The organism is Streptomyces sp. NRRL S-337, from assembly GCF_000720175.1.
GTDB classification, from domain to species: domain Bacteria; phylum Actinomycetota; class Actinomycetes; order Streptomycetales; family Streptomycetaceae; genus Streptomyces; species Streptomyces siderophoricus.
Genome location: NZ_JOIX01000091.1, coordinates 1 through 23,430, shown reverse-complemented (window position 1 = coordinate 23,430; position 23,430 = coordinate 1). Strand labels below are relative to the sequence as shown.

Annotated in this window: 17 protein-coding genes; 9 read left to right on the top strand and 8 right to left on the bottom strand. The window is 72.7% G+C overall.

Annotation, left to right across the window (positions count from 1 at the left end; translation table 11 throughout):
- The first annotated feature begins 215 nt into the window (after positions 1 to 215).
- Positions 216 to 1,958, top strand: coding sequence for a pyruvate dehydrogenase (locus IG62_RS0136070; protein WP_030813662.1), 1,743 nt, complete (start codon positions 216 to 218; stop codon positions 1,956 to 1,958).
- A gap of 16 nt (positions 1,959 to 1,974) precedes the next feature.
- Here the strand turns inward: IG62_RS0136070 and IG62_RS0136065 are convergent, their stop codons facing one another.
- On the bottom strand, positions 1,975 to 5,100 hold the full coding sequence (locus IG62_RS0136065; protein WP_030813657.1) for an alpha-mannosidase: 3,126 nt from the start codon (positions 5,098 to 5,100) through the stop codon (positions 1,975 to 1,977).
- A 284-nt stretch (positions 5,101 to 5,384) separates the two neighbouring features.
- Between IG62_RS0136065 and IG62_RS0136060 the strand changes: the two genes are divergently transcribed.
- Entirely contained in the window at positions 5,385 to 5,762 is a 378-nt protein-coding gene (locus IG62_RS0136060; RefSeq protein WP_030813656.1) for an ATP-binding protein, read from the top strand.
- A 41-nt stretch (positions 5,763 to 5,803) separates the two neighbouring features.
- On the opposite strand, the gene IG62_RS0136055 is transcribed toward IG62_RS0136060, so the two are convergent.
- Together IG62_RS0136055 and IG62_RS0136050 are read right to left on the bottom strand one after the other, a co-directional pair.
- Positions 5,804 to 6,904: a DUF2637 domain-containing protein gene (locus IG62_RS0136055; protein ID WP_030813652.1), complete on the bottom strand. Its 1,101-nt coding sequence runs from the start codon at positions 6,902 to 6,904 to the stop codon at positions 5,804 to 5,806.
- A gap of 195 nt (positions 6,905 to 7,099) precedes the next feature.
- A complete protein-coding gene (locus tag IG62_RS0136050; RefSeq protein WP_030813649.1) occupies positions 7,100 to 7,939 on the bottom strand; it encodes a (2Fe-2S)-binding protein in 840 nt (279 codons plus the stop codon).
- Positions 7,940 to 8,125: 186 nt separating this feature from the next.
- Here IG62_RS0136050 and IG62_RS0136045 point away from each other — a divergent pair, with 186 nt between their 5' ends.
- Positions 8,126 to 8,824, top strand: coding sequence for a GntR family transcriptional regulator (locus tag IG62_RS0136045; protein ID WP_030813645.1), 699 nt, complete (start codon positions 8,126 to 8,128; stop codon positions 8,822 to 8,824).
- Between the two features lie 70 nt (positions 8,825 to 8,894).
- Here the strand turns inward: IG62_RS0136045 and IG62_RS0136040 are convergent, their stop codons facing one another.
- From IG62_RS0136040 to IG62_RS0136030, 3 genes are all read right to left on the bottom strand, one after another.
- A complete protein-coding gene (locus IG62_RS0136040; protein ID WP_030813643.1) occupies positions 8,895 to 9,758 on the bottom strand; it encodes a hypothetical protein in 864 nt (287 codons plus the stop codon).
- A gap of 914 nt (positions 9,759 to 10,672) precedes the next feature.
- Positions 10,673 to 11,527 (bottom strand): hypothetical protein, encoded by an 855-nt coding sequence (locus tag IG62_RS0136035; RefSeq protein ID WP_234326887.1) that lies wholly within the window; start codon positions 11,525 to 11,527, stop codon positions 10,673 to 10,675.
- Between the two features lie 410 nt (positions 11,528 to 11,937).
- Entirely contained in the window at positions 11,938 to 13,599 is a 1,662-nt protein-coding gene (locus IG62_RS0136030; protein ID WP_030813638.1) for a PucR family transcriptional regulator, read from the bottom strand.
- Between the two features lie 265 nt (positions 13,600 to 13,864).
- Between IG62_RS0136030 and IG62_RS0136025 the strand changes: the two genes are divergently transcribed.
- The 5 genes from IG62_RS0136025 (at position 13,865) to IG62_RS42685 (ending at position 20,787) form a co-directional block, all read left to right on the top strand.
- Positions 13,865 to 14,752, top strand: a complete 888-nt coding sequence (locus IG62_RS0136025) for an FAD binding domain-containing protein (protein ID WP_030813635.1) — start codon at positions 13,865 to 13,867, stop codon at positions 14,750 to 14,752.
- A complete protein-coding gene (locus tag IG62_RS0136020; RefSeq protein WP_030813633.1) occupies positions 14,743 to 15,336 on the top strand; it encodes a (2Fe-2S)-binding protein in 594 nt (197 codons plus the stop codon). Before IG62_RS0136025 ends, IG62_RS0136020 begins: the two co-directional genes overlap by 10 nt.
- A gap of 5 nt (positions 15,337 to 15,341) precedes the next feature.
- Positions 15,342 to 17,729, top strand: coding sequence for a xanthine dehydrogenase family protein molybdopterin-binding subunit (locus tag IG62_RS0136015; protein ID WP_030813629.1), 2,388 nt, complete (start codon positions 15,342 to 15,344; stop codon positions 17,727 to 17,729).
- A gap of 245 nt (positions 17,730 to 17,974) precedes the next feature.
- The gene (locus tag IG62_RS0136010; RefSeq protein WP_030813625.1) at positions 17,975 to 19,462 is read left to right on the top strand and encodes an NCS2 family permease; all 1,488 of its coding nucleotides are present in this window, start codon (positions 17,975 to 17,977) and stop codon (positions 19,460 to 19,462) included.
- A gap of 41 nt (positions 19,463 to 19,503) precedes the next feature.
- The gene (locus tag IG62_RS42685) at positions 19,504 to 20,787 is read left to right on the top strand and encodes an XdhC family protein (RefSeq protein ID WP_037840182.1); all 1,284 of its coding nucleotides are present in this window, start codon (positions 19,504 to 19,506) and stop codon (positions 20,785 to 20,787) included.
- A gap of 456 nt (positions 20,788 to 21,243) precedes the next feature.
- Here the strand turns inward: IG62_RS42685 and dmpI are convergent, their stop codons facing one another.
- Both dmpI and IG62_RS0135990 read right to left on the bottom strand, forming a co-directional pair.
- On the bottom strand, positions 21,244 to 21,426 hold the full coding sequence (gene dmpI / locus IG62_RS0135995; RefSeq protein WP_030813622.1) for a 4-oxalocrotonate tautomerase DmpI: 183 nt from the start codon (positions 21,424 to 21,426) through the stop codon (positions 21,244 to 21,246).
- Positions 21,427 to 21,562: 136 nt separating this feature from the next.
- On the bottom strand, positions 21,563 to 22,489 hold the full coding sequence (locus tag IG62_RS0135990; protein ID WP_030813620.1) for a LysR family transcriptional regulator: 927 nt from the start codon (positions 22,487 to 22,489) through the stop codon (positions 21,563 to 21,565).
- Between the two features lie 77 nt (positions 22,490 to 22,566).
- Between IG62_RS0135990 and IG62_RS0135985 the strand changes: the two genes are divergently transcribed.
- The gene (locus IG62_RS0135985; RefSeq protein WP_030813617.1) at positions 22,567 to 23,106 is read left to right on the top strand and encodes a GNAT family N-acetyltransferase; all 540 of its coding nucleotides are present in this window, start codon (positions 22,567 to 22,569) and stop codon (positions 23,104 to 23,106) included.
- Positions 23,107 to 23,430: the final 324 nt, after the last annotated feature.

The window sequence follows — 23,430 nt, the reverse complement described above, 5'->3', positions numbered from 1 at the left end:
CCCCAGACTGCCGGACGGGACCCGGAAGCGCTTGCCGGCCGCCCGCGACCGTGCGGGCCGGCGCCGGCCGCCGCGGACATCCGACCGGCCGGCACCCCCGGACGGCCGACCGGGCAGACGACAGCGGAGGCGGACCGCCCGCCCGCATGGGTTCATGGGAACAGGCCCCTCGTACCCCCGGCCCCGACCCCTTCCACCCTGGGAGCGACAGCGACATGGCGAAGCAGACCGTGGCCGAGCAGTTCGTGGACATCCTGGTGCGGGCGGGGGTGCGGCGCCTCTACGGTGTCGTCGGCGACAGCCTGAACCCGGTGGTGGACGCCGTCCGCCGGAACGCAGCGATCGACTGGATCCAGGTCCGGCACGAGGAGGCCGCCGCCTTCGCCGCCGGGGCGGAGGCGCAGCTCACCGGCCGGCTCGCGGCCTGCGCCGGCTCGTGCGGACCGGGCAACCTGCACCTCATCAACGGCCTCTTCGACGCGCACCGTTCGATGGCCCCGGTCCTCGCGCTCGCCTCGCACATCCCCTCCAGCGAGATCGGCACCACCTTCTTCCAGGAGACCCACCCGGACCGGCTGTTCACCGAGTGCAGCCACTACAGCGAGTTGATCTCCAGCACCCGGCAGATGCCGCGGGTGCTGCAGACCGCCATCCAGCACGCCGTCGGACGAAGCGGCGTCGCGGTGGTCTCCCTGCCCGGCGACATCGCCGCCGAGCAGGCGCCCGAGCGCGCCTTCCAGCACGCGCTCGTCACCACCCGGCCGCTGGCCCGGCCCGGGGACGCCGAGATCGACGCGCTGGCCCGGATGGTCGACGGGGCCCGCACGGTCACGCTGTTCTGCGGCAGCGGCACGGCCGGTGCGCACGCCGAGGTGATGGAGTTCGCCGAGCGGGTGAAGGCCCCGGTGGGCCACGCCCTGCGCGGCAAGGAATGGATCCAGTACGACAACCCCTACGACGTCGGCATGAGCGGACTGCTCGGGTACGGCGCGGCCTACGAGGCCACCCACGAGTGCGATCTGCTGCTCCTGCTCGGCACGGACTTCCCCTACAACGCGTTCCTGCCGGACGACGTCAAGATCGTCCAGGTCGACGTCCGGCCCGAACACCTGGGCCGCCGCACCAAGCTCGACCTCGCGGTCTGGGGCGACGTCCGCGAGACGCTGCGCTGCCTGATCCCCAAGGTCCGGGAGAAGACCGACCGGAAGTTCCTCGACCGGATGCTGAAGAAGCACGCGGACGCGCTGGAGGGGGTGGTCAAGGCGTACACGAGGAAGGTGGAGAAGCACGTGCCGATCCACCCCGAGTTCGTCGCCTCGGTGCTGGACGAGGAGGCCGCCGACGACGCGATCTTCACGGTCGACACCGGCATGTGCAACGTCTGGGCCGCGCGCTACCTCACCCCCAACGGCCGCCGCCGGGTCATCGGCTCCTTCAGCCACGGCTCCATGGCCAACGCGCTGCCCCAGGCGATCGGCGCCCAGTTCCTCGACCGCCGCCGCCAGGTCGTCTCGATGTCGGGCGACGGCGGCTTCGCCATGCTGATGGGCGACTTCCTCACCCTGGTCCAGTACGACCTGCCGGTGAAGGTGGTGCTGTTCAACAACTCCTCCCTCGGCATGGTCGAGCTGGAGATGATGGTCTCCGGCCTGCCGTCGTACGGCACCACCAACCACAACCCGGACTTCGCGGCGATCGCCCGCGCGGCCGGGGTGTACGGCGTCCGGGTGGAGAAGCCCAAGCAGCTGCGCGGGGCGCTGCGCGACGCCTTCCGGCACGACGGGCCCGCGCTGGTCGACGTCGTCACCGACCCGCACGCGCTGTCCATCCCGCCGAAGATCAGCGCGGAGATGGTGTCCGGTTTCGCGCTGTCGGCCGGCAAGATCGTGCTGGACGGCGGGGTCGGCCGGATGCTGCAGATGGCCCGCTCCAACCTGCGGAACATCCCCCGGGTGTGAACCGCGAAGCGCGCGGTCAGCCGCCGGGGCGCTGCGGCCGGAGCCGGAGCGTCAGGATCTGGAACGGGCGCAGCTCCAGCGTCAGTTCCGCCGTCGGCCCCTCCTCCTCGTCGTGCAGCGGACGCTCCAGCAGATCGGTCACGGTGGCCCGTTCGACGGGGAAACCGGGCGAGAGGATGCCGGTGGCGCGGCCGCCCCGGGACTCGTAGAGCCGGACCACCACGTCACCGCTGCGGTCCTCGGCGAGCTTGACGGACTCGACGGTGAGCGCCGGGTGGTCGACGCGGACCAGCGGCGGCACCGGCGGCACGGCCACGGTCCGGAGGGGCAGGTTCAGGGCGAGGCCCTCGGCGACCGCGGCGCCGGTCGTGGCACCCGGCAGCAGCGCGTAGCGGAACCGGTGGCTGCCCTGGTCGGTCGCCGGGTCGGGGCTGTGCGGGGCGCGCAGCAGGGTCAGCCGCACGGTCGTGCCCAGGCCCTCGGCGTGCGGGACCCGGGTCACGTCGTGGCCGTAGGTCGAGTCGTTGAGCAGCGCGACGCCGTAGCCCGGCTCGGCCACCCGCAGCCAGCGGTGTGCACAGATCTCGAACCGGGCCGCGTCCCAGCTGGTGTTGGTGTGGGTGGGGCGGTGGACATGCCCGAACTGGATCTCGGCGGTGGACCGTTCGGCGTGCACGTCCAGCGGGAAGGCGGCCTTGAGGACCTTCTCCGACTCGTGCCAGTCGATGTCGGTGAGCACGTCGAGGCGGTGCGCGCCGGCCCGCAGCGTCAGCTCCTGGACCACCCGCGACGCACCGAACGACCTGGTCACCCGCACGGTCGCGGTCAGCGGCCCGGAGGTGAGCAGGTCGACGGATTCGGCGGCGGTCAGATCGGTGTGCCGGTGGCGGTAGTGCCCGTCGAGGTCCCAGGCGTCGTACTTGGTGGGGTGGTCGGGGTGCAGCTGGAGCAGGTTGCCGCGGGCGCCGGGCGCCAGCACCTCCCGCCCCGCGTGCAGATCGCGGACCGAGGCCAGCAGGCCGTCGTTGTCGACGCGGACCCGGAGCAGCCCGTTGTCGAGGGTGACGGTGCCGTCGGTATCGGTGGTGGCCCGTACCGGCGCGGGCGGCGGAACGGGGGAGTCCGGCCCCGGCGGGCGGACGGCCGCCGCCCCCAGCGCGGGGACGTGCACGGCGACGGCCGCACCCGGCCCGTCGCCCGGTAGCTCGACGATCTCGTCCCGGTCGTACGGTGAGGCGTTGAACACCGTGGGCGGCGCGCCGTCCGCCGCCCGTCCCAGTGCGGCCAGCGCCTCCTCGATGATGCCGGTCAGCTCCGCCTCGACCGCCGCGTAGGTGTCCCTGGCCTCCCGGTGCACCCAGGCGATCGACGAGCCCGGCAGGATGTCGTGGAACTGGTGCAGCAGCACGGTCTTCCAGATCCGGTCCAGCGCGTCGTACGGATACCCATACCCGCCCTCCGCGCCCCCGGCGGCCGCAGCCCGGACCGCCGCCGTCGCCGCCCACAACTCCGCCTCACGCAAAAGGTGTTCACTGCGCCGGTTGCCCTGTTTGGTCTTGGCCTGCGAGGTGTACGTGCCCCGGTGGTACTGCAGGTACAGCTCGCCCGACCAGACCGGCGCGGCCGCGCCGTACTCCTCGTGCGCCGCCGCGAAGAACCGGGCCGGCGGCTCGATCTCGACCCGCGGGGAGCCCTCCAGCGAGCGCAGCCGGCGGGCCCGCTCCAGCATCTCCCGGGTCGGGCCGCCCCCGCCGTCGCCCCAGCCGAACGGGACGAGGGAGCGGGTGGCGCGGCCCTTCTCGGCGAAGTTCCGTTCGGCGTGGGCGAGTTCGGCGCCGTGCAGCCGCGAGTTGTAGGTGTCGACCGGCGGGAAGTGGGTGAAGACGCGGGTGCCGTCGATGCCCTCCCACCAGAAGGTGTGGTGCGGCATCCGGTCGGTCTGGTTCCACGACAGCTTCTGCGTCAGGAACCACCGCGCGCCGGCCAGCCGGGCCAGCTGCGGGAAGGCCGCGGTGTAGCCGAAGGAGTCCGGCAGCCAGATCTCCTCGGTCTCCACCCCCAGTTCCTCCCGGAAGAACCGCTTGCCGTGCACCAGCTGCCGGGCCAGCGCCTCGCCGCCGGGCATGTTGGCGTCCGACTCCACCCACATCGAACCGACCGGCGCCCAGGTGCCGTTGCGCACCGCCTCCTTGATGCGCGCCCAGATGTGCGGCTGGTGCTCCTTGACCCAGGCGTACTGCTGCGCCTGGGAGCAGGCGAACACCAACTCGGGGTACTCGGCGGCGAGTTGGGTGACATTGGCGAAGGTGCGGGACGCCTTGCGGACGGTCTCCCGCAGCGGCCACAGCCAGGCGGAGTCGATATGGGCGTGCCCGGTGGCCGAGAGCCGGTGGGCGCTGGCCGCGGCGGGGCGGCCGAGGACCCCGGCCAGCGCGGCCCGGCCGGCCTCCGCCGTGCCCGCGACGTCGTGCAGGTCCAGCGTGTCCAGCAGGTCCTCCAGCGCGCGCAGGATCTCGTGCCGGCGCGGGCGGTCGGCCGGCAGCTCCGGCATCAGCTCGGCCAGCACCTCGATGTCGAGCACGAGGTGCCAGACCGTCTCGTCGAGGACGGCCAGGTCCGCCGAGGCGAAGCGGTACAGCGGGCGGTCCGGCGCGGTGCGGACGTCACCGAGGTCGGTGGGGCGGAAGTCCCGCAGCACCGCCGGGTTCGCGGCGGCCTCCAGCAGCAGCCGCACCTCCTCGCCACCGCGGACGGGCGCACCGACGGGGACGTGGCGGTTGCGCGGATGGATCCCTTTCAGCGGAACGCCCTCGGCGTCGTACACCAGGCCCTCCGCCTGGAAACCGGGCCCGTCGCCGCTGAACCCGGGATCGATGACGGCCTCCACCCGCCGCCCCGCCCACTCCTCGGGCACCTCACCCGCCAGCCGGAACCAGCTCGTCGACCACGGCGGCCCCCACGCCTCGCCCGCCGCGAACGGCACGTACTCGGCGCCCAGCGCCTCGGCCACCGGCCGTGGTTCGCCCGGCGCATGCCAGGCGGCCAGCCGCAGCGGCACCCGCGCCGCGTACACCGCGGGCCGGATGAACTGCCCCAGCGCCCGTGCCAGGCGCTCCTCCACCAGCAGTCGGTCGTCGTGCACGGCGGCTCCTCCCGCTCGTCCGGGCCCCACCCGACAGGCATACCCGGCGCGGCCCGGCCCGCCCACCCGGCGCGCGGACGACCGCGCGCCCCGAAGCGGAAGCCGACGGAAGCATGGCGACTGATCCGATGGGCATGCTGACCGTGAGGCTGTTCGAGACCGGACGCCTGGGTCCGTGGGGGGCGGGGGAGAGTATGCGTCAGCCTGTGCGACGCGAGGAACGGGAAAGACGACAGACGACGACCCAGCAGAGCGAGGGGGGCACGGCGCGGACGCCGGGCGTGCTGGAGCGGAAGGTGCGCCGGGCGGATCTGCGCGCGGTGGGCGAGATACGCGGGGAACTACGGCAGTTACTCAGCCGGTGGGCGGCACCCGGTGGCGGCGAGCTCGCGGAGGTCGCCACGCTGCTCACCAGCGAGCTGGTCACCAACGCCCTGGTCCACGCCGAGGGCGATGCGGTGGTCACGGCGAAGGTCGGCGACCGGCTGCGGGTCGAGGTGCGGGACTGCGCTCCCGGGCGTCCTGAGGTGCGTGCGGCGAGCGCGGACGGGACCTCGGGCCGGGGGCTGATGCTGGTGCGTGCCCTGGCCGACGCGTGGGGGATACGCAGCGAGGGATTCGGCAAGTGTGTCTGGTTCGAGCTGGGCGGCGGACCGGCCTGACCAGGAGTCGGGGGGTGTCGGCCGACGCGGTCCGCCGCCGGTCAGCCGAATTGCCGTTCGATCTCGGCGAGTTTCTCCTCCAGGGAGTCCAGACGGGGCAGCGTCTGGGTGTCGTCCTCCGCGGTGAGGTCCACGGCCCGCCAGGACCGGGTCGCGGGATCGACGGTGTCCGTGGCGGTGACCGCGTCGGGGTCAGCGCCGGATACGGCCTTGAGGGCCGGGCGGGAGCGCAGCGGCAGCTCTACGGCGGGCAGGGGCGGCGGATCGCCGGCTATGGCGGAGTCCGGACCTGCCACCTCGGCGCCGGCGGGGGTGACCGCCAACTGCCGGCCGCCGCTCCGGCCGATGCCCCAGCCGCGGTGCTGGCGGTTGATCGCCTTGATCCGGGCCCGGTCGAGCTTGCCCTGCTCGCGGCGGCGCAAGCGGTTCTGCTCCCGCTCCCGCCGGTCCTCGCGGACCTCCTCGACCGCCTCGTCCAGCGTCCGTACGCCCTCCAGCAGCATCAGCGACCAGGCCGCGAAGGTCTCGCGGGGCGCGCGCAGCCAGCGCACGATCCGGATCTGCGGCAGCGGCCGGGGCACCAGGCCCTGTTCCCGCAGCGCCGCCCGGCGGGTCTGCTTCAACGCGCGGTCGAAGAGGACCGCGGCCGACAGCGACATCCCGGCGAAGAACTGCGGGGCGCCGGCATGGTCCAGGCCGCGCGGCGCATGCACCCAGTTGAACCACGCCGCGGCGCCCGCGAAGGTCCATACCAGCATGCGCGAGCCCAGCGCCGCGTCGCCGTGACTGGCCTCGCGCACGGCGAGCACCGAGCAGAACATCGCCGCACCGTCGAGGCCGAACGGCACCAGGTACTCCCAGCCGCCGGTGAGCCCGAGGTTCTGGACGCCGAAGCCGACCAGTCCGTGGAAGGACAGCGCGGCGGCGACCGCGGCACAGCAGAAGAGCAGCAGATAGGAGGCGGAGGCGAAGACGGCCTCCTTGCGGCGGCGGCGCTCCTCGCTGCGTTCCCAGGAGTCGTCGCCGCCCGACTGCGCGGCCGCCCGGCGGCCGCGCACCACCAGCACCGCGGCGGCCAACACGGCACCCAGCGACAGGACGCCGGGAACAAGCCAATCCAGCGATATGTCGGTCGTTCTCATGGTGGGGATCCCTTGCCTCGGATACGCGATTTCGCGCGACATCCTGGCGGAATCCACTCGGCCCCCAAGGGCTTTCGGAGCAAGAGAACGCCAAGGAGGGGGAGGACCGGCAGATAGCGGACGCCGACCTCGAACTGCCGTATGCGCACGGCCGGTTGGGTTCGAATTCGGCGACCCGAACGGGTGGTGTGGGGGTCAGGTGGTTGCGGTGAGGCGGGTGATGCGATCCGCGTCGCAGGTCCGCGGACAGGTGATGCAGGTGTCCTCGGGGCGCAGCGTGTAGAACATGCAGCAGCTGGCGCGGTCCCGGGTCTGCAGCGCGGCCCCGTCCGGGCCGGTCAGCGTACGGAAACCGGCGCCGCCCACATACGGTGAGGTGGCGCCCGGCAGCAGCCGCTCCAGCTCCGCCACCGCGCGCGGCTCCTCGCCCAGCAGGTGACCCAGGTACCACAGCCCCTCGACGATCTCGTCGGAGGCCATGCCCCACAGCGCCCGCGGACCGCGCCGCATCCGCCCGCGGAAGCCTTCCAGGACGGGCGCCAGATGCCCGGCCACCGCCGCCCGCACCTCCGCGCGCAGCGCCTCCTCGTCCGGCACCACCCGGGCACCCGGCAGCGCCGCCGCCGGATCGTCCGGGAGACACCCGAACGAGCCGATGCGCACGGCCATCCGGCCCAGCTCGCGCTGGAAGCAGACGTCCTGCACGGGCAGGTACGGCACCCGGCGGTGCAGGAACCACGGGACGGTGATCAGCAGGCAGGCCGGCCAGGCGTAGCGGTGCAGCGCGAAACTGGCGATGACATCGGGCCGGGCGGACTGCCCGTAGTCCCGCTGGATCTGGGCATCGTCCCAGGCCAGGAAGGACTCCAGGGCCTCGCCGCCGGCCGCGAGCCCGGCCGCGCACACCCAGCCGTCACCGGTCGGCGGCGCCGCGTCCCACAGCGACACCCGCAGGCCGGGGAACACCTCCGACAGGCGCGCGTACGACTCGGTGACGGGGTGTGTGACGGGCGGGGCGGCGAGGGCAGAAGCCATGGGGGTGACCACCGAATCGCGAGCGTGGGCAGGTAAGGCTTACCTTATCGGAAACCCTACCCGGGCCCCTCGCGAGCCAGTCCTGAGCCACCTGTACGAGGGCCTGGACCGGCCGTTCCGCCTCCTTCCGGATTTGAACTATCGCCGAGGCCGCCTATCGTGCTGGGAATGTCAGAAGAAGCCGCCATGGAGCAGGGCACAGCGGAGCAGCAGCCGCGCGCACGGGCCTGGGTACCCGCGCAGCCCGGTCCCACCGCACCCCGGCGGCACTCGGTCCGCGCCCAGGTGCTGGCCGCGCTGCGCCGGGCCCTCGTCGACGGTGAGCTGACCCCCGGCGAGGTCTACTCCGGCCCGGCGCTCGCCGAGCGCTACGGAGTGTCCGCGACCCCGGTTCGGGAGGCCATGCAGCAGCTCGCCGGCGAGGGCGCCGTCGAGGTCGTGCCCAACCGCGGCTTCCGGATCGCCGAGCGCAGCTCCCGCGACCTCGCCGAGCTGGCCGAGGTCCGCACCATGCTGGAGGTGCCCGCGATCGTCCGGCTGGCCCGGGCGCTGCCCCCGGAGCGCTGGGAGGAGCTGCGCCCGCTCGCCGCCTCCGGCGTCGCGGCCGCCGCCCGCGGCGACCGGGCCGGCTACGCCGAGGCCGACCACGCCTTCCACAGGGCCGTGATGTCGCTCACCGGCAACCGCCGGCTCACCGAGGTCACCGGCGACCTGCTCCGCCGCGCCCAGTGGTCCGCAGCCGGCGGCGCCCGCCTGCGCACCGCCGAGCTGCTGGCCGACGCCTCCGAACACACCGCACTGCTCGACGCCCTGATCGCCCAGGAGTACACGGTCGCCGAGCGCATCGCCCGCGAACACGTCTCGGTGGCCCGGCACCCGCACTGACGGCCCGGCCGGCTCGGCCCGGGCGGGCCGTTCGCCGGGCGACCGGCTCAGCCGCCCCGGGCCTGACCGCTCAGCCCGGCAGCAGTTCCGTCAGCGGCAGGGCCGCGACCTCGGCGGCCGGTCGGGACAGGTAGAAATCGGCGTGGTAGAAGCCGTCGGACTCCTTGCCGGCGATGGACAGCCCGCGCCGGGCCAGCGCCTCGAACGCCGCGCGCCGCTCGTCGCCGTCGGCGAACCGCCGCTGGCGGAACGTACGGGTGGTGAGCTGCTCGGTCACCAGCCCGGCCCGGGCCAGCAGGCCGGACACCGGCCGGTAGGAGACCGTCCGCAGGACGAACGCGGCGACCCAGGGCGGCCGGGCCACACAGTCGAAGAGCCGGCCGAAGGTGCGGGCGGAGATGTAGCCGACGCCGCCGGTGACGGTGATCAGATCGGTGCCGGCCAGTACGGCGCGCAGCTCCGGGCTCGGGTCGTCGAGCTCCAGGTTCTCCGCGAACCCGTGGTCGAGCAAGCCGACCTCGCGCGCGTACCCCACGGCCCGCTCCGCCGCGTCGATGCCGGTCACCCGGACGGCTTCGGCGCGCCGCCGGGTGGCGAAGAACGGGCGGTCCTCGTCGATCAGTTGGCCGGTCGTCGGGCCGCCCGGGCGGTCTCCGGCATAGCGCCCGTAGAGGTCGGTCAGGGACAGCCGGTGGTTGAGCAGCGCCGCGTTGACCCCGTACGAGCAGCACAGGTCCACGACGCTCAGCGGGGGGCGGTCGCCGCGGCTTCGCCGCAGGGTCTCGGTCAGGGCGCGGAACACCGCCTGGCCGTGGTGCGGAATCTGGTACTCCAGGGGTTGCAGGGTGGTGAAGTACCGACGGGGATCAGGGCAGTTGTAGATCGCCTCGAAATCCGCCTTGCCCCAGTCGGTTCCAGTGGTCGTCTTGGTCACTCCTGCTGCCACAGATGGCCTCCTGGTGGGCTCTGTCGATGGGGAGGGGCCCCAGCTGGTCCCGGACCAGCATCCAGGCCGCGTCGCCCGCTCACAGTGCGACTTGAGGCCATTCTCGGGGCAGGCGGGGCAGGTCGCATCCCCGCCGCCCGCCCGACCGGTGCGCGTCGCCCACCTCCCGGTTCGCCCCCCGCGCCGCCCCGGGCCCCTACCCGCCGACCGTCGCGCCCCGGCCGATCCGCACTCAGGACAGACCCGTCCCGGCCAATCGCGGCGAACCTCGGCATGGCCGATGACGATGCCTTGACATGTCCTGGGCGGGAGGGGGTGGGTCGGGGTCGCGGCGGCGGTCGGGGCCGCGGCGGGGGGCAGGGCGGCGTCGGCGGTGGGATACTGCCGCGCGCGGCGGTGGGGTGATGGCGCGTCGGTGGGGCGGTGCCGCGTCGGTGGGTGCTCCTGCGGAAGCGTGGCCCCGTGAGGGCGGGGCCTCCCGCGGGGGCGGTGCTCACCCGAGAGGGAGCTGACCCGTGAGGGCGGGGGCCTCCCGCGTGGGCGGGCCGGTGTGCGTGGGTGCGCGGTGCGGCTGGCTGCCCCACCCTTCGCCCACCCCCTACCCGCCGCCCACCCGCACCTTCTTTTGTTTTTCCCCGCCGCCCACCCCCCTTCGGGGGGTGGGCGGGTGAAGTGGTGCGGTTTTCCGGCCGCCCTCTATGGAGCGCCGTGCCGGACGTGGCCAACAGGGAAGCGGTGTACCAGGGTTGAGCGTCGCCAACGGGGGAGCGGTGTTCGGGAGTTTGCGGGTTGGCGTGTCGGCACCGTTGGTTTCGTGGCGGGCGATCCCGGTGGGCGGCGACCCCGGTGGCGATCCCCGTGAAGGATCCCGGCCGTTCCGTTCCGGGCCGTGGCCGTCCGGGTTACGTCGCCGCCCTGGCCGTCGAAAGGTGGTCGGCGAGCCAGGTGGGGACGCCGCCCATGAGGCGGAAGAGGCGGGCGGCCTCGGCGCGGAGGCGGTCCGCGTCGTCCTCCGGGGCGGCGTCGGCCAGTGCCGCGAGCGCCGGGGCCGTGCCCACGAGGAAGCCCAGTTCCTCGCGGATCCGCAGCGACTCGGCGAACCCGTGCCGGGCCTCCGCCAACTCCCCGTCCCGCAGGGCGAGTCCGGCCAGATGGCGCCAGGTGAAGGACAGCAGCAGGCTGTCGCCCTGGGCGGTGGCGCCGGCGTGGGCGCGGCGGTACGCGGCGCGGGCCGAGTCCGGGCTGTCCGCGACGTGCTCGGCCATCAGCCCGCGCCGGAAGTCCAGCAGCGGGCGGCCGGCCGCGGTGGGGGCGAGCAGCGCGGCCGCCCGGCCGAGCGCCGAACGCGCCTCGTCGGCCCGGTCCCGTACGCCCAACACCGTTGCCGCGTAGGCGAGATGACCGCGTTCGCAGGCCGCGCCGCCGCGTTCGTCGTCGTTGCCGGCCAGCGCCTCGGCGGCGCGCAGCGCGTCCTCCGCCTCGGCCCAGCCGGTGGTGGTGAACATGCAGCGCTCCACCAGGAGCGCGGCGCGCCGCAGGGCGGCCGGGGCGTGCCGGACGGCGTGTGGTTCCAGGAGGGCGGCCGCGTCGTCCCAGCAGCCACGGGAGCGCAGCCGCCAAACGGCACGGTCGAGGGGGTCATCCCCCTCGACCGTTCTGGCTGCCGGTACTTCCGGTGCGGGTGCCGGTGCCGGTACCGCGAGCGATACCGGCTCGGCGGTGCTGACGGAATCCGCGGCATCCGCGGATCCTGACATGGCGGTATCCGCCACATTGCCCTCCCCGAGCGCGCCATTGAGCTGGAAACAGGAAGCCTGGGCGAATCTCAGCACGGATTCCGTGGCGCGGCCAAGGGGGTGGGTGAATGAATTCACAATCGCGCCGTGGCCGGTCGTGAGGGGCCGGGCGGCGCGGACCGGGGCCGTCACCGGGCGGGCGCGCGGCCGGGCGGGTGGTCGGGCACCGTACGGAGTTGGCGGGAAGCCGCCCGATCGGATGACCCCGAATGGCCGATTCGGGGTGGTCGGCGGACGGCGGACGGCGGCACGGTGCAGCGGGCGGCACCGGTGCGGCGCCCGCGGCCGGCCGGTGCAGCCGCGGGCCTACGGATCCGAGCGGGGGCGCCCGTGACCGGGACGGGCCGGCCGGCCCGTCCGGAGGCCGCCCCTCAGCTCATCCGCAGCGCCAGGAAGAAGTCCAGCTTGTCCTCCAGGCGGGACAGGTCGCGGCCGGTGAGCTGCTCGATCCTGCCGACCCGGTAGCGGAGCGTGTTGACATGCAGGTGCAGGCGGGTGGCGCAGCGGGTCCAGGAGCCGTCGCAGTCCAGGAAGGCCTCCAGGGTCGGGATCAGCTCGGCGCGGTGCCGGCGGTCGTAGTCGCGGAGCGGGTCCAGGAGGCGGGCGGTGAAGGCGCGGCGGACGTCGTCCGGGACGAACGGGAGCAGCAGGACGTGCGAGGCCAGCTCCTCATGGCCGGCGGCGCAGACCCGGCCCGGGCGGGCCGCGGCGACCCGGCGGGCGTGCCGGGCCTCCTCCAGAGCGCCGCGCAGCCCCTCCGCGGAGTGGACCGAGGCGCTCACCCCGACCGTCAGCCGCCCGTCGCCGTCCAGCCCGCGGCCCAGCGGCTCCTGGACGACGGAGAGCAGCGCACCGGCGTGCAGCCCGTCCGCCGAGCCGTCCTCGGGCTCGTCCGGGACCGGCAGCGGCACCAGCGCCACCGCCTCGTCGCCGGTGTGCGCCACCGCGATCCGGTCGGAGGGCTCCGGCCCGAAGGTACCCGGGTCCACCAGCACCTCCTCCAGGAGGGACTGCGCCACCGGGCCGCCGGGCAGGTCACCGCCCTCCCACTCGACCCTGGCCACCACGATCTGCCAGTGCGGGGCGGTGCCCAGGCCGGGCAGCAGCACCGGCGCCGCGACCCGCAGCCGGGCCGCGATCTCGGCGGGCGGCGCACCGGTCTGGACGAGCTCCAGCACCTCCTGTGCGAGCCGCCGGCGGACCGTACGGGCGGCGTCGCGCCGGTCCCGTTCGACGGCGATCAGCTGGGTGACGCCGTGCAGCAGGTCGAGCCGTTCCTCGGACCAGTCACCGGCGTCCGCCTCGACGGCCAGCAGCCAGTCGCTCAGCAGCGTCTGCCGCAGGTCACGGCTCTCGTGGCGGATCGGGAACAGCGAGTACGTGGCTCCCCCCAGGGCGATCCGGTGCGGGCCGCGCCGGCCGCTGCGGGCGGCCGCCAGATGCTCACCGGCGAGCCGGGCGGCCAGGTCGGCGGGCAGCTCGGGCCCGGAGCCCGCCAGCGACGACCCGGCGATCTGCCGGCCCGTAGGGGAGAGCACCCAGGCCCGCAGGTCCAGGTCCGAGCCGAGCAGGTCCAGGACGACCTCCGGACCGCCGCCCGTGGGGCCCGACGTCATCAGCCGGCGGTGGCGGTCCACCACGGCGGCCAGGTCGCCGGCCCGCTCGCTGGAGACCTGCCGCACCACGTGCTCGGTGATGGACGCGAACGAGACCGTCTCGTCCACCGAGAACAGCGGCAGGCGGTGCCGGGCGCAGGCCTGGACGAGATCGTCGGGGATCGCGCCCAGCTCGGCCTCGCCCGCGCCGAGCCCGGCGACCCCGGCCGAGGCCAGGATCCTTACGAACCGTTCGGAGTCCTCCGGGTCACGGCGCCAGGCCAGACCGGTCAGCACCAGCTCGCCGCCGGAGAGGTAGCGGCTGGGATCGCGCAGGTCCGTGGTCATCACGCCGCGTACAGTGCGGTCCAGCTCGTCCTCGCCGCCGAGCAGCCGAAGGCCCAGGGTTTGGGTGTCCAGGAGTGCGCGGAGCCGCATGACCTCGCCCGCCGTTCTTTGCTGTCTGGTGTTGCCGGTGGAATGCCGCGAGGTTTCAGAGCCTCGTCTTTCGTTCGAATCTACAAGACAGGTGGCTTGGCCAGCCAACCGCTTCATGGTTTCGGTGACTGCACCGGGCGGGTCCTGGGCGCGTTCACTGACTCCAACCGCGTTAACAAGACATGAACGGCTCGATGGCGACGAGGGCCCCGGCTCCTCACCATGAGCAGCGAACGACCCCATCTTTTCGTAGAAGAGGCCACCCATGGACTTCCTTCGCCCCGCCAGCTGGGAGGAGGCGCTCGCCGCTAAGGCCGAGCACCCCACCGCTGTGCCCATCGCGGGCGGCACGGACGTGATGGTCGAGATCAACTTCGACCACCGCCGCCCCGAGTACCTGCTCGACCTGAACCGCATCGGTGAGCTGAGCGAGTGGGAGGTCGGAGAGAAGACCGTGCGCCTCGGCGCCTCCGTTCCTTACACCAAGATCATGGAGAACCTGCGGACCGAACTCCCTGGTCTCGCGCTCGCCTCCCACACCGTCGCCTCCCCGCAGATCCGCAACCGCGGCGGCGTCGGCGGCAACCTCGGCACCGCCTCCCCGGCCGGTGACGCCCACCCCGCGCTGCTCGCCTCCGGCTGCGAGGTCGAGGCCGAGTCCGTCCGCGGCCGCCGCATGATCCCGATCGACGAGTTCTACGTCGGCGTCAAGCGCAACGCCCTGGCCCCCGACGAGCTGATCCGTTCGGTGCATCTGCCCAAGGCCGACGGCCCGCAGCAGTTCTCCAAGGTCGGCACCCGCAACGCCATGGTCATCGCGGTGTGCGCCTTCGGCATCGCGCTGCACCCCGAGACCCGCACGGTCCGCACCGGCATCGGCTCCGCCGCACCCACCCCCGTACGGGCCCGCGAGGCCGAGGACTTCCTCGCCGCGGCGCTGGAGGAGGGCGGCTTCTGGGAGTCCGGCAACCCCATCCCGCCGTCCGTGGCCAAGCAGTTCGCGCAGCTCGCCTCCGGTGCCTGCAACCCGATCGACGACGTGCGCGGCAGCGCCAAGTACCGCCGGCACGCGGTCGGCATCATGGCGCGCCGCACCCTCGGCTGGACCTGGGAGTCCTACCGCGGCAATGAGAGGAGCGCACAGTGCGCGTGACATTCACCGTCAACGGCCGCCAGCAGGAGGCCGACGACGTCTGGGAAGGCGAGAGCCTGCTGTACGTCCTCCGCGAGCGGATGGGCCTCCCGGGCTCCAAGAACGCCTGTGAACAGGGCGAATGCGGCTCTTGTACGGTCCGCCTGGACGGTGTGCCGGTGTGCTCCTGCCTGGTCGCCGCCGGCCAGGTCGAGGGCCGCGACGTGGTGACCGTCGAGGGCCTGGCCGACTACGCCAAGCAGCGGGCCGAGCACGGCGGCTGCGCGAGCGGCGCCTGCGGCAGCTCCGGCACCAGCATCGACGCCGCCAAGCAGTGGCAGGCGAAGCCGGGCGAGAGCACCGAACTCTCCCCGATCCAGCAGGCGTTCATCGACGCCGGCGCGGTCCAGTGCGGTTTCTGCACCCCGGGCCTGCTGGTCGCCGCCGACGAACTGCTGGAGCGCAACGACTCCCCGTCGGACGCCGACATCCGCGAGGCGCTGTCGGGCAACCTGTGCCGCTGCACGGGCTACGAGAAGATCCTCGACGCGGTCCGGCTGGCGGCCGCCCGCGGCGAGAACCAGACCGCCGGACAGGGGGCCTGATCATCATGGCTGGTGTCACCCGCACCCCCACCAACCTCACCCAGGGCGGCAAGACCAAGGCCGGCATCGGCGAGTCCACGCTGCGGCCGGACGGCACCCTCAAGGTCACCGGCGAGTTCGCCTACTCGTCCGACATGTGGCACGAGGACATGCTGTGGGGCCAGACGCTGCGCTCCACCGTGGCGCACGCCGAGATCAAGTCGATCGACATCTCCGAAGCCGTGGCCATGCCGGGCGTCTACGCCGTGCTCACGTACGACGACCTGCCCAGCGAGGTGAAGAACTACGGCCTGGAGATCCAGGACACCCCGGTCCTCGCGCACAAGAAGGTCCGCCACCACGGCGAGCCGGTGGCGCTGGTCGCCGCCGACCACCCGGAGACCGCCCGGCGCGCGGCCGCCAAGATCAAGATCGACTACGTCGAGCTGCCGCTGATCACCGACGAGGCCTCGGCGGTCGCCCCCGACGCGGTCCTGGTCCACGAGAACCGCGACGACCACCACATCGGGCACGTCCCGCACCCCAACATCGTGCACCGCCAGCCCATCATCCGCGGCGACGCGGACGCGGCCGCCCGGCGCGCCGACGTCATCGTCAAGGGCGAGTACACCTTCGGCATGCAGGACCAGGCGTTCCTCGGCCCGGAGTCCGGCCTGGCCGTACCCGCCGAGGACGGCGGCGTCGACCTCTACGTCGCCACCCAGTGGCTGCACTCGGACCTCAAGCAGATCGCCCCCGTCCTCGGCCTGCCCGAGGAGAAGGTCCGGATGACGCTCTCCGGCGTCGGCGGGGCCTTCGGCGGCCGCGAGGACATCTCGATGCAGATCCACGCGTGCCTGCTCGCCCTGCGCACCGGCAAGCCCGTCAAGATCGTCTACAACCGGTTCGAGTCCTTCTTCGGGCACGTCCACCGGCACCCCGCCAAGCTCTACTACGAGCACGGCGCCACCAAGGACGGCAAGCTCACGCACATGAAGTGCAAGATCGTCCTGGACGGCGGCGCCTACGCGTCGGCCTCCCCGGCGGTCGTCGGCAACGCCTCGTCCCTGTCGGTCGGCCCGTACGTCATCGACGACGTCGACATCGAGGCGATCGCGCTCTACACCAACAACCCGCCCTGCGGCGCCATGCGCGGCTTCGGCGCGGTCCAGGCGTGCTTCGCGTACGAGGCGCAGATGGACAAGCTGGCCGACAAGCTGGGCCTGGACCGGGTCGAGTTCCGCCAGCTCAACGCCATGGAGCAGGGGACCATCATGCCGACCGGGCAGCCGGTCGACTCCCCGGCGCCGGTCGCCGAACTGCTGCGCCGCGTCAAGGCGATGCCGTTGCCGCCGGAGCGCCAGTGGGAGTCCAGCGAGGGCGCCGACGTGCGTCAGCTGCCCGGCGGACTGTCCAACACCACACACGGCGAGGGCGTCGTACGCGGCATCGGCTACGCGGTCGGCATCAAGAACGTCGGCTTCTCCGAGGGCTTCGACGACTACTCCACCGCCAAGGTGCGCATGGAGGTCATCAACGGCGAGCCGGTCGCGACCGTGCACACCGCGATGGCGGAGGTCGGCCAGGGCGGTGTCACCGTCCACGCCCAGATCGCCCGCACCGAGCTCGGCGTGCAGCAGGTCACCATCCACCCCGCCGACACCCAGGTCGGCTCGGCCGGCTCCACCTCGGCCTCCCGCCAGACCTACGTCACCGGCGGCGCGGTGAAGAACTCCTGCGAGGCCGTGCGCGAGAAGGTCCTGGAGATCGGGCGCCGCAAGTTCGGCTCGTACCACCCGGCGTGGGCCACCGCCGAACTCCTCCTGGAGGACGGCAAGGTCATCACCGACGGCGGCGAGGTCCTCGCCAACATCGTCGACGTCCTGGAGGACGAGGCCGTCGAGCTGGAGCTGGAGTGGCGCCACCGGCCCACCGAGGCCTTCGACCTGCACACCGGCCAGGGCAACGGCCACGTCCAGTACTCCTTCGCCGCGCACCGCGCGGTCGTCGAGGTGGACACCGAACTCGGCCTGGTCAAGGTCATCGAGCTGGCCGTCGCCCAGGACGTCGGCAAGGCGCTCAACCCGCTGTCCGTCGTCGGCCAGATCCAGGGTGGCACCACCCAGGGCCTGGGCGTGGCGGTCATGGAGGAGATCATCGTCGACCCCAAGACCGCGAAGGTACGCAACCCCTCCTTCACGGACTACCTGATCCCCACCATCCTCGACACCCCGACCATCCCGGTCGATGTGCTCGAACTCGCCGACGAGCACGCCCCCTACGGCCTGCGCGGCATCGGCGAGGCCCCGACCCTGTCGTCCACCCCGGCCGTCCTCGCGGCGATCCGGAACGCGACCGGGCTGGAGCTCAACAAGACGCCGGTGCGCCCGGAGCACCTCACCGGCACACAGTGAGCCGTCCGGGGGCGCTCCCCCCGGACCCCGGCCTCCGGGCGGTACGCGACAAGGGGTGTCCCTGTCCGTCCTCCTCCGCGCACCGCCCGGAGCCTCCCCCCTCGCACCACCGCAGTCGCTGCTGCCTCGTACGCAGTCAGTACCCCACGTTCGTCTCGGGCCGTCCCCCGGGTCGTGCAGCCGAAGATCCATCCCAAATCTCGCCACTTCGCGAGTGCCCCTTTGAACCTTGGGAGTAAGGCACCATGACCCAGCAGTCCACTGAGCCGAGGACCACGGCGGAAGACGCGGGCGACGGCTCGCGCCAGCCCGCCGGCCGGTCCTGGCTCGACCGGTACTTCCACATATCCGAGAGAGGGTCGACGGTCGGCCGGGAGGTGCGTGGCGGCGTCACCACCTTCATGGCGATGGCGTACATCATCCTCCTGAACCCGGTGATCCTGACCACCACGAAGGACATCACCGGAGCCACCCTCAACGCCGACCAGGTGACCACGGCGACCGCGCTGGCCGCCGCCGTCACCACGATCGTCATGGGGTTCCTCGGCAACGTCCCGCTCGCCCTGGCCGCCGGCCTGAGCGTGTCCGCCGTGATGTCCTTCCAGGTCGCCCCGCAGATGAGCTGGGACAACGCCTGGGCGATGTGCATCATTTACGGTGCCGTGATCGTCCTGCTGGTCGTCACCGGCGCGCGGGAACTGATCATGAACGCGATCCCGTTGCCGCTCAAGCACGCCATCACCATGGGCATCGGCCTGTTCGTCTGCCTCATCGGCCTGGTCCAGGCGGGCTTCGTCACCTCCATGCCCGGCCCGGGCGGTCTCGCCGGCGCCAAGCCGATCCAGCTCGGCACCGCCGACATGCTCACCGGCTGGCCCGTGCTCTGCTTCGCCTTCACCGTCCTGCTGATCTTCCTGCTGCAGGTCCGCAAGGTGCCCGGCGCTATCCTCATCGGCATCGTCGGTGGCACGGTCTTCTCCGCGGTCGTCCACCAGCTCGCCGGGCTGACCGTCAAGGACTGGGGCGGCCGCAACGCACCCGTCATCTCCGGCTCCATCGTCTCCAACCCCGACTTCGGACTGCTGGGCCACGTCTCCTTCAGCGGCCTGGGCAACGTCGGCGGCATCACCATCGGCGTCATCGTCTTCACCCTCGTCCTGGCGGGCTTCTTCGACGCCATGGGCACCATCATCGGCATCGGCCAGCAGGCCAACCTCGCCGACAAGGACGGCAAGATGGCCGGGCTGAACAAGGCCCTGGCCATCGACGGTGCGGGCGGAATCGTCGGCGGTCTGACCGGCGCCTCCGGCCAGACCGTGTTCGTCGAGTCCACCGCGGGCGTCGGCGACGGCGCACGGACCGGCTTCGCCAGCGTCATCACCGGTCTGGGCTTCGCGCTCTGCCTCTTCTTCACCCCGTTGGCCCAGGTCATCCCCACCCAGGTCGCCGCCGCCGCACTGGTGGTCATCGGCTCGATGATGCTGACCAACGCCAAGCACATCAACTGGGACGACCCGGCGACCTCCATCCCGGTGTTCCTGACGACGGTCCTCATGCCGTTCACGTACTCCATCACCGCGGGCATCGCGGCCGGCGTCCTCGCCCACGTCGCCATCAAGGCCGTGCAGGGCAAGTGGCGCGAGCCCGGCTGGCTGATGTGGGTGCTCTCCCTGGTGTTCCTGGCCTACTTCTCGCTCAACCCGATCGAGAACTGGCTGGGCGTACACCACTGATCCGCCGCATTCACCCATCCGTTATCCGTAAGGAGACCGACATGCTGGACATCGCCGACGAGCTGCACCGGTGGGTCGAGCAGGGCCGTGAGTTCGCGGTGGCCACCGTCGTGGCCACCAACGGCAGTGCGCCCCGCCAACCAGGAGCCGCCCTCGCCGTGGACGGCGACGGCACGGCGATCGGTTCGGTCTCCGGCGGATGCGTGGAGGGCGCGGTCTACGAACTGTGCCAAGAGGCGCTGCGGACCGGCGAACCGGTCCTGGAGCGCTTCGGGTACAGCGACGAGGATGCCTTCGCCGTGGGCCTGACCTGCGGCGGCATCATCGACATCCTCGTCCAGCCGATACGGACGGGCGCCCCGCGCTCCGCACCCGGCGGAGCCGCGGGGGAGTGGGTGGACAGCACTGCCGACACGCTCGCCGCCGGGCTGGCCGCCGCTGCCGCCGGGGAGGCGGCGGCGGTCGCCCGGATCGTCGAGGGCCCCGCCGAACTCCTCGGCCGGGCGCTGCTCGTACGCCCCGACGGCACCCACGAGGGCACCCTCGGCGGCCACCCCGCCCTCGACCGCACCGCCGTCGAGGAGACCCGCGCCCTGCTCGACGCGGGCCGCACCACCACACGCGAAATCGGGGCCGGCTTCACATCCGAGGAAGACGGGGCCGGCTCCGCATTCAAGGAAGAAGGGGCCGGCTTCGCGCTCAAGGAAGAATCGGAGAGCGACGACGGAGTGCAGCGCAGCGGTTCGCAGTGCGGGCAGCCGGTCGTCCTCCTCGTCGAATCCTCCGTCCCCGCCCCCCGCATGATCGTGTTCGGCGCCATCGACTTCGCGTCCGCGCTGGTCAGGGTCGGCAAATTCCTCAACTACCACGTCACCGTCTGCGACGCCCGCCCCGTCTTCGCGACCCGCACCCGCTTCCCGGACGCCGACGAGATCGTCGTCGACTGGCCGCACCGCTACCTCGACTCCCAGGAACTCGACGGCCGCACGGTGCTGTGCGTCCTCACCCATGACGCCAAGTTCGACGTGCCGCTCCTGGAGCGCGCGCTGAAACTCCCCGTCGCCTACGTCGGCGCGATGGGCTCGCGCCGCACCCACCTGGACCGTCTCCAGCGACTGCGCGACGTCGGCCTGACCGAACTCGAACTCAACCGCCTGCGCTCGCCGATCGGCCTCGACCTCGGGGCCCGCACCCCCGAGGAGACCGCGCTCTCGATCGCCGCCGAAATCGTCGCCAACCGCCGCGGCGGCACAGGCACCCCGCTGACCGGCGCGCACACCCCGATCCACCACGATGCGGCGGCGCGTCTCCACTTTGTGGCATAGCGCGTAGGGGCCTTGTTCGTGGACTGCTGTCGCTTTACGTCCACGAACAAGGCCCCTCCGGCCCGTCCCCTCCCGGTTGGGGGAGTGTGCGGGTGTGTGGGGGCGCGCGTTGTGCCGCGTATCCCTCATGTCGCTGGTCAGCGGGAATAGCTTCTCCGGCGTGTTCGGTTGTGGCCCCGAAGGGGGCCCTCGCGACCCTTACGGGATCTGTTCGACCGTCCCCTACGGGACCTCCCCCACACCCGCCCCCACCCACCCTCCCCTTTTTCCCCTTACGGGAGGGGACAGACCGGAGGACGAAGTCTGCAGGGCTGTCACCGCACCCGACACCCACCCAGCCCGCCGCAGGCGCAACGGCGAACAACAACCGCGGCGGGAGAGACAGGTACGTACGGGGCGCCGCAAAGCGCAACGGCGAGCAACAACCACGGCGCTGCAGCCGAGTACGTGGGGGGATTACTTGTCCGCCGCCAGCGTGCCCGCTGTGCCCCAGCTGTCGGTCGGGACCTCCTGGATCCAGACCTGCACGGTCTCGGCGGGGATCTTGTACGCGTCCACGAATGCGTCGGTGATCTGCCGGACCCGCTCCCGCTTCAGCTCGACGCTGCGCGGACCTGGCTGGACGGTGACGATGGGCATGACGAACTCCCTTGTCAATCGGGTCATTTGGCCGTTCGTGACGGTTTCGCCGACGTGCCCTCAGTCCATCGCGTACGGCCCGCGAGGCCAAGAAGCGGATCGCGCAGGCAGCGATCACGGTCGAGACGGGACGGTCTCAGGCGGCGGGCCACACCCCGCCGCCACCCGCCTCCGCACAAGCCCGCAGCAGCGGCTCCAGTCCGGCCGGCGGATCGCTGCGACGCACCGCGAGGTGGGTGGTGAGCTCCATGCCCGGGTTGCGGAAGGGCAGGAAGGCCACCCGGGGCGTATGGAGCCGGTCGGCGTGCGAGGCGTAGACGACGGTCCACAGCCCGTCCGCCGGGCCGGCGGCGCCGATCGCGGTCAAGGTGTCGTCCAGCGAGCCGTACCGGGGACCGGGAACGGGCGCAAAACCGGCGTCATGGCACGCGTTGACCACGAGGTCGACCAGCGCGCGGTTGTTGCGCCGCTCGGTCAGCAGCAGCGGTACGGGGGCGAGTTCGGTCAGCGCGACCGTGCCGGGCGAGGTGGCGAGCGGATGCCGGGCCGGGACGGCCGCCACCAGCGGGTCCTGCCACAGCGGGAGGAACCTCAGCCCGTCCCGGCCGCCGTCGTCCGGCTCACCGCGGAGGAACGCCGCGGCCAGCTCGCCCGAGACCACCCGGTCGAGCCGCTCCGGGGCCCGCGCCGAGACCAGCTCCACCCCGATCTCCGGGGCGAGCCCGGCCAGCGCGTCCAGCACCCGGTCCAGATGCGCGCCCAGGCCCGTGCTCGTCCCCAGGCGCAGGGTGCGGGCCCGGCCGGCGGTCAGCTCGGCGACGACGGCGCGGGCGCGCTCCTCGGCCGCCAGCAGCGCCTGCGCCTCCGGCAGGAACCGCGCACCGATGGCCGTCAGCCGCACCTGGCGCGCCGAGCGGTCGAACAGCTCGGCCCCCAGCTCCCGTTCCAGTCGCCGGACCTGCTGACTCACGGCCGACTGCACGATGTGCAGCCGCTCGGCCGCCCGCCCGAAGTGCAGCTCCTGCGCGACCGTGACGAAGTACCGCACCTGGCGCAGCTCCACGCCGTCCCCCTTCCGCCCGGCTCCCCCACCGGTCGATTTCAGTTGCCGCACCGTTCGCGGCCCGCCATCATCCCGTCATGATCGACCCCACCGCACTTTCGGAGAAGCCGGTGCTCACGGGCGAGCGGATCCGGCTGGTGCCGCTCACGCTCCGCCACGCGGACGCCTTCCACGCCACCTTCCTCGACCCCGAGATGCGCCGGCTGACCGGCACCCACCGCGACTGGACGCTGCCCGAACTGCAGGACTGGTGCGCAGCCGCCGCCGGGCGCGCCGACCGTCTCGACCTCGCCATCGAGGACCGGGAGACCGGCGGCTACCTCGGCGAACTGGCGCTGAGCCAGATCGACCAGGACAACGCCCACGGCAGCTTCCGTATTTCCCTCGCCGCCGACGCCACCGGCCGCGGCATCGGACCCGAGGCGATCCGCCTCCTCCTGGCCTATGCCTTCGACCGGGTGCGCCTGCACCGCGTCGAGCTGGAGGTCTTCCCGTACAACCCGCGCGCCCAACGGGCGTACGAGAAGTGCGGCTTCGAGGTGGAGGGCCGACTGCGCGACGCGCTGCACTGGGACGGCGAATGGCACGACGTCTTGATCATGGCGGCCCTTGCCTGACCGCTTTGCGGTGCCTCCCACGTACCCGTCTGTCCCGCCGTTCCGCTGCGCTTTGCGGCGCCTCCCACGTACCCGTCTGTCCCGCCGTCGGGGTTGCTCGCCGTTGCGCTTTGCGGCGCCCCGCACGTGGCTCGCCGTCCCGCCGCGGTTGTTGTTCGCCGTTGCGCTTTGCGGCGCCCCGCACGTACCTATCTGCTGCGCCGTCGGGCTTGGTCGCCGTTGCGCCTGCGGCGGGCTGGGTGGGTGTCGGGTGCGGTGACAGCCCTACAGACTTCGTCCTCCGGTCTGTCCCCTCCCGTAAGGGGAAAAGGGGAGGGTGGGTGG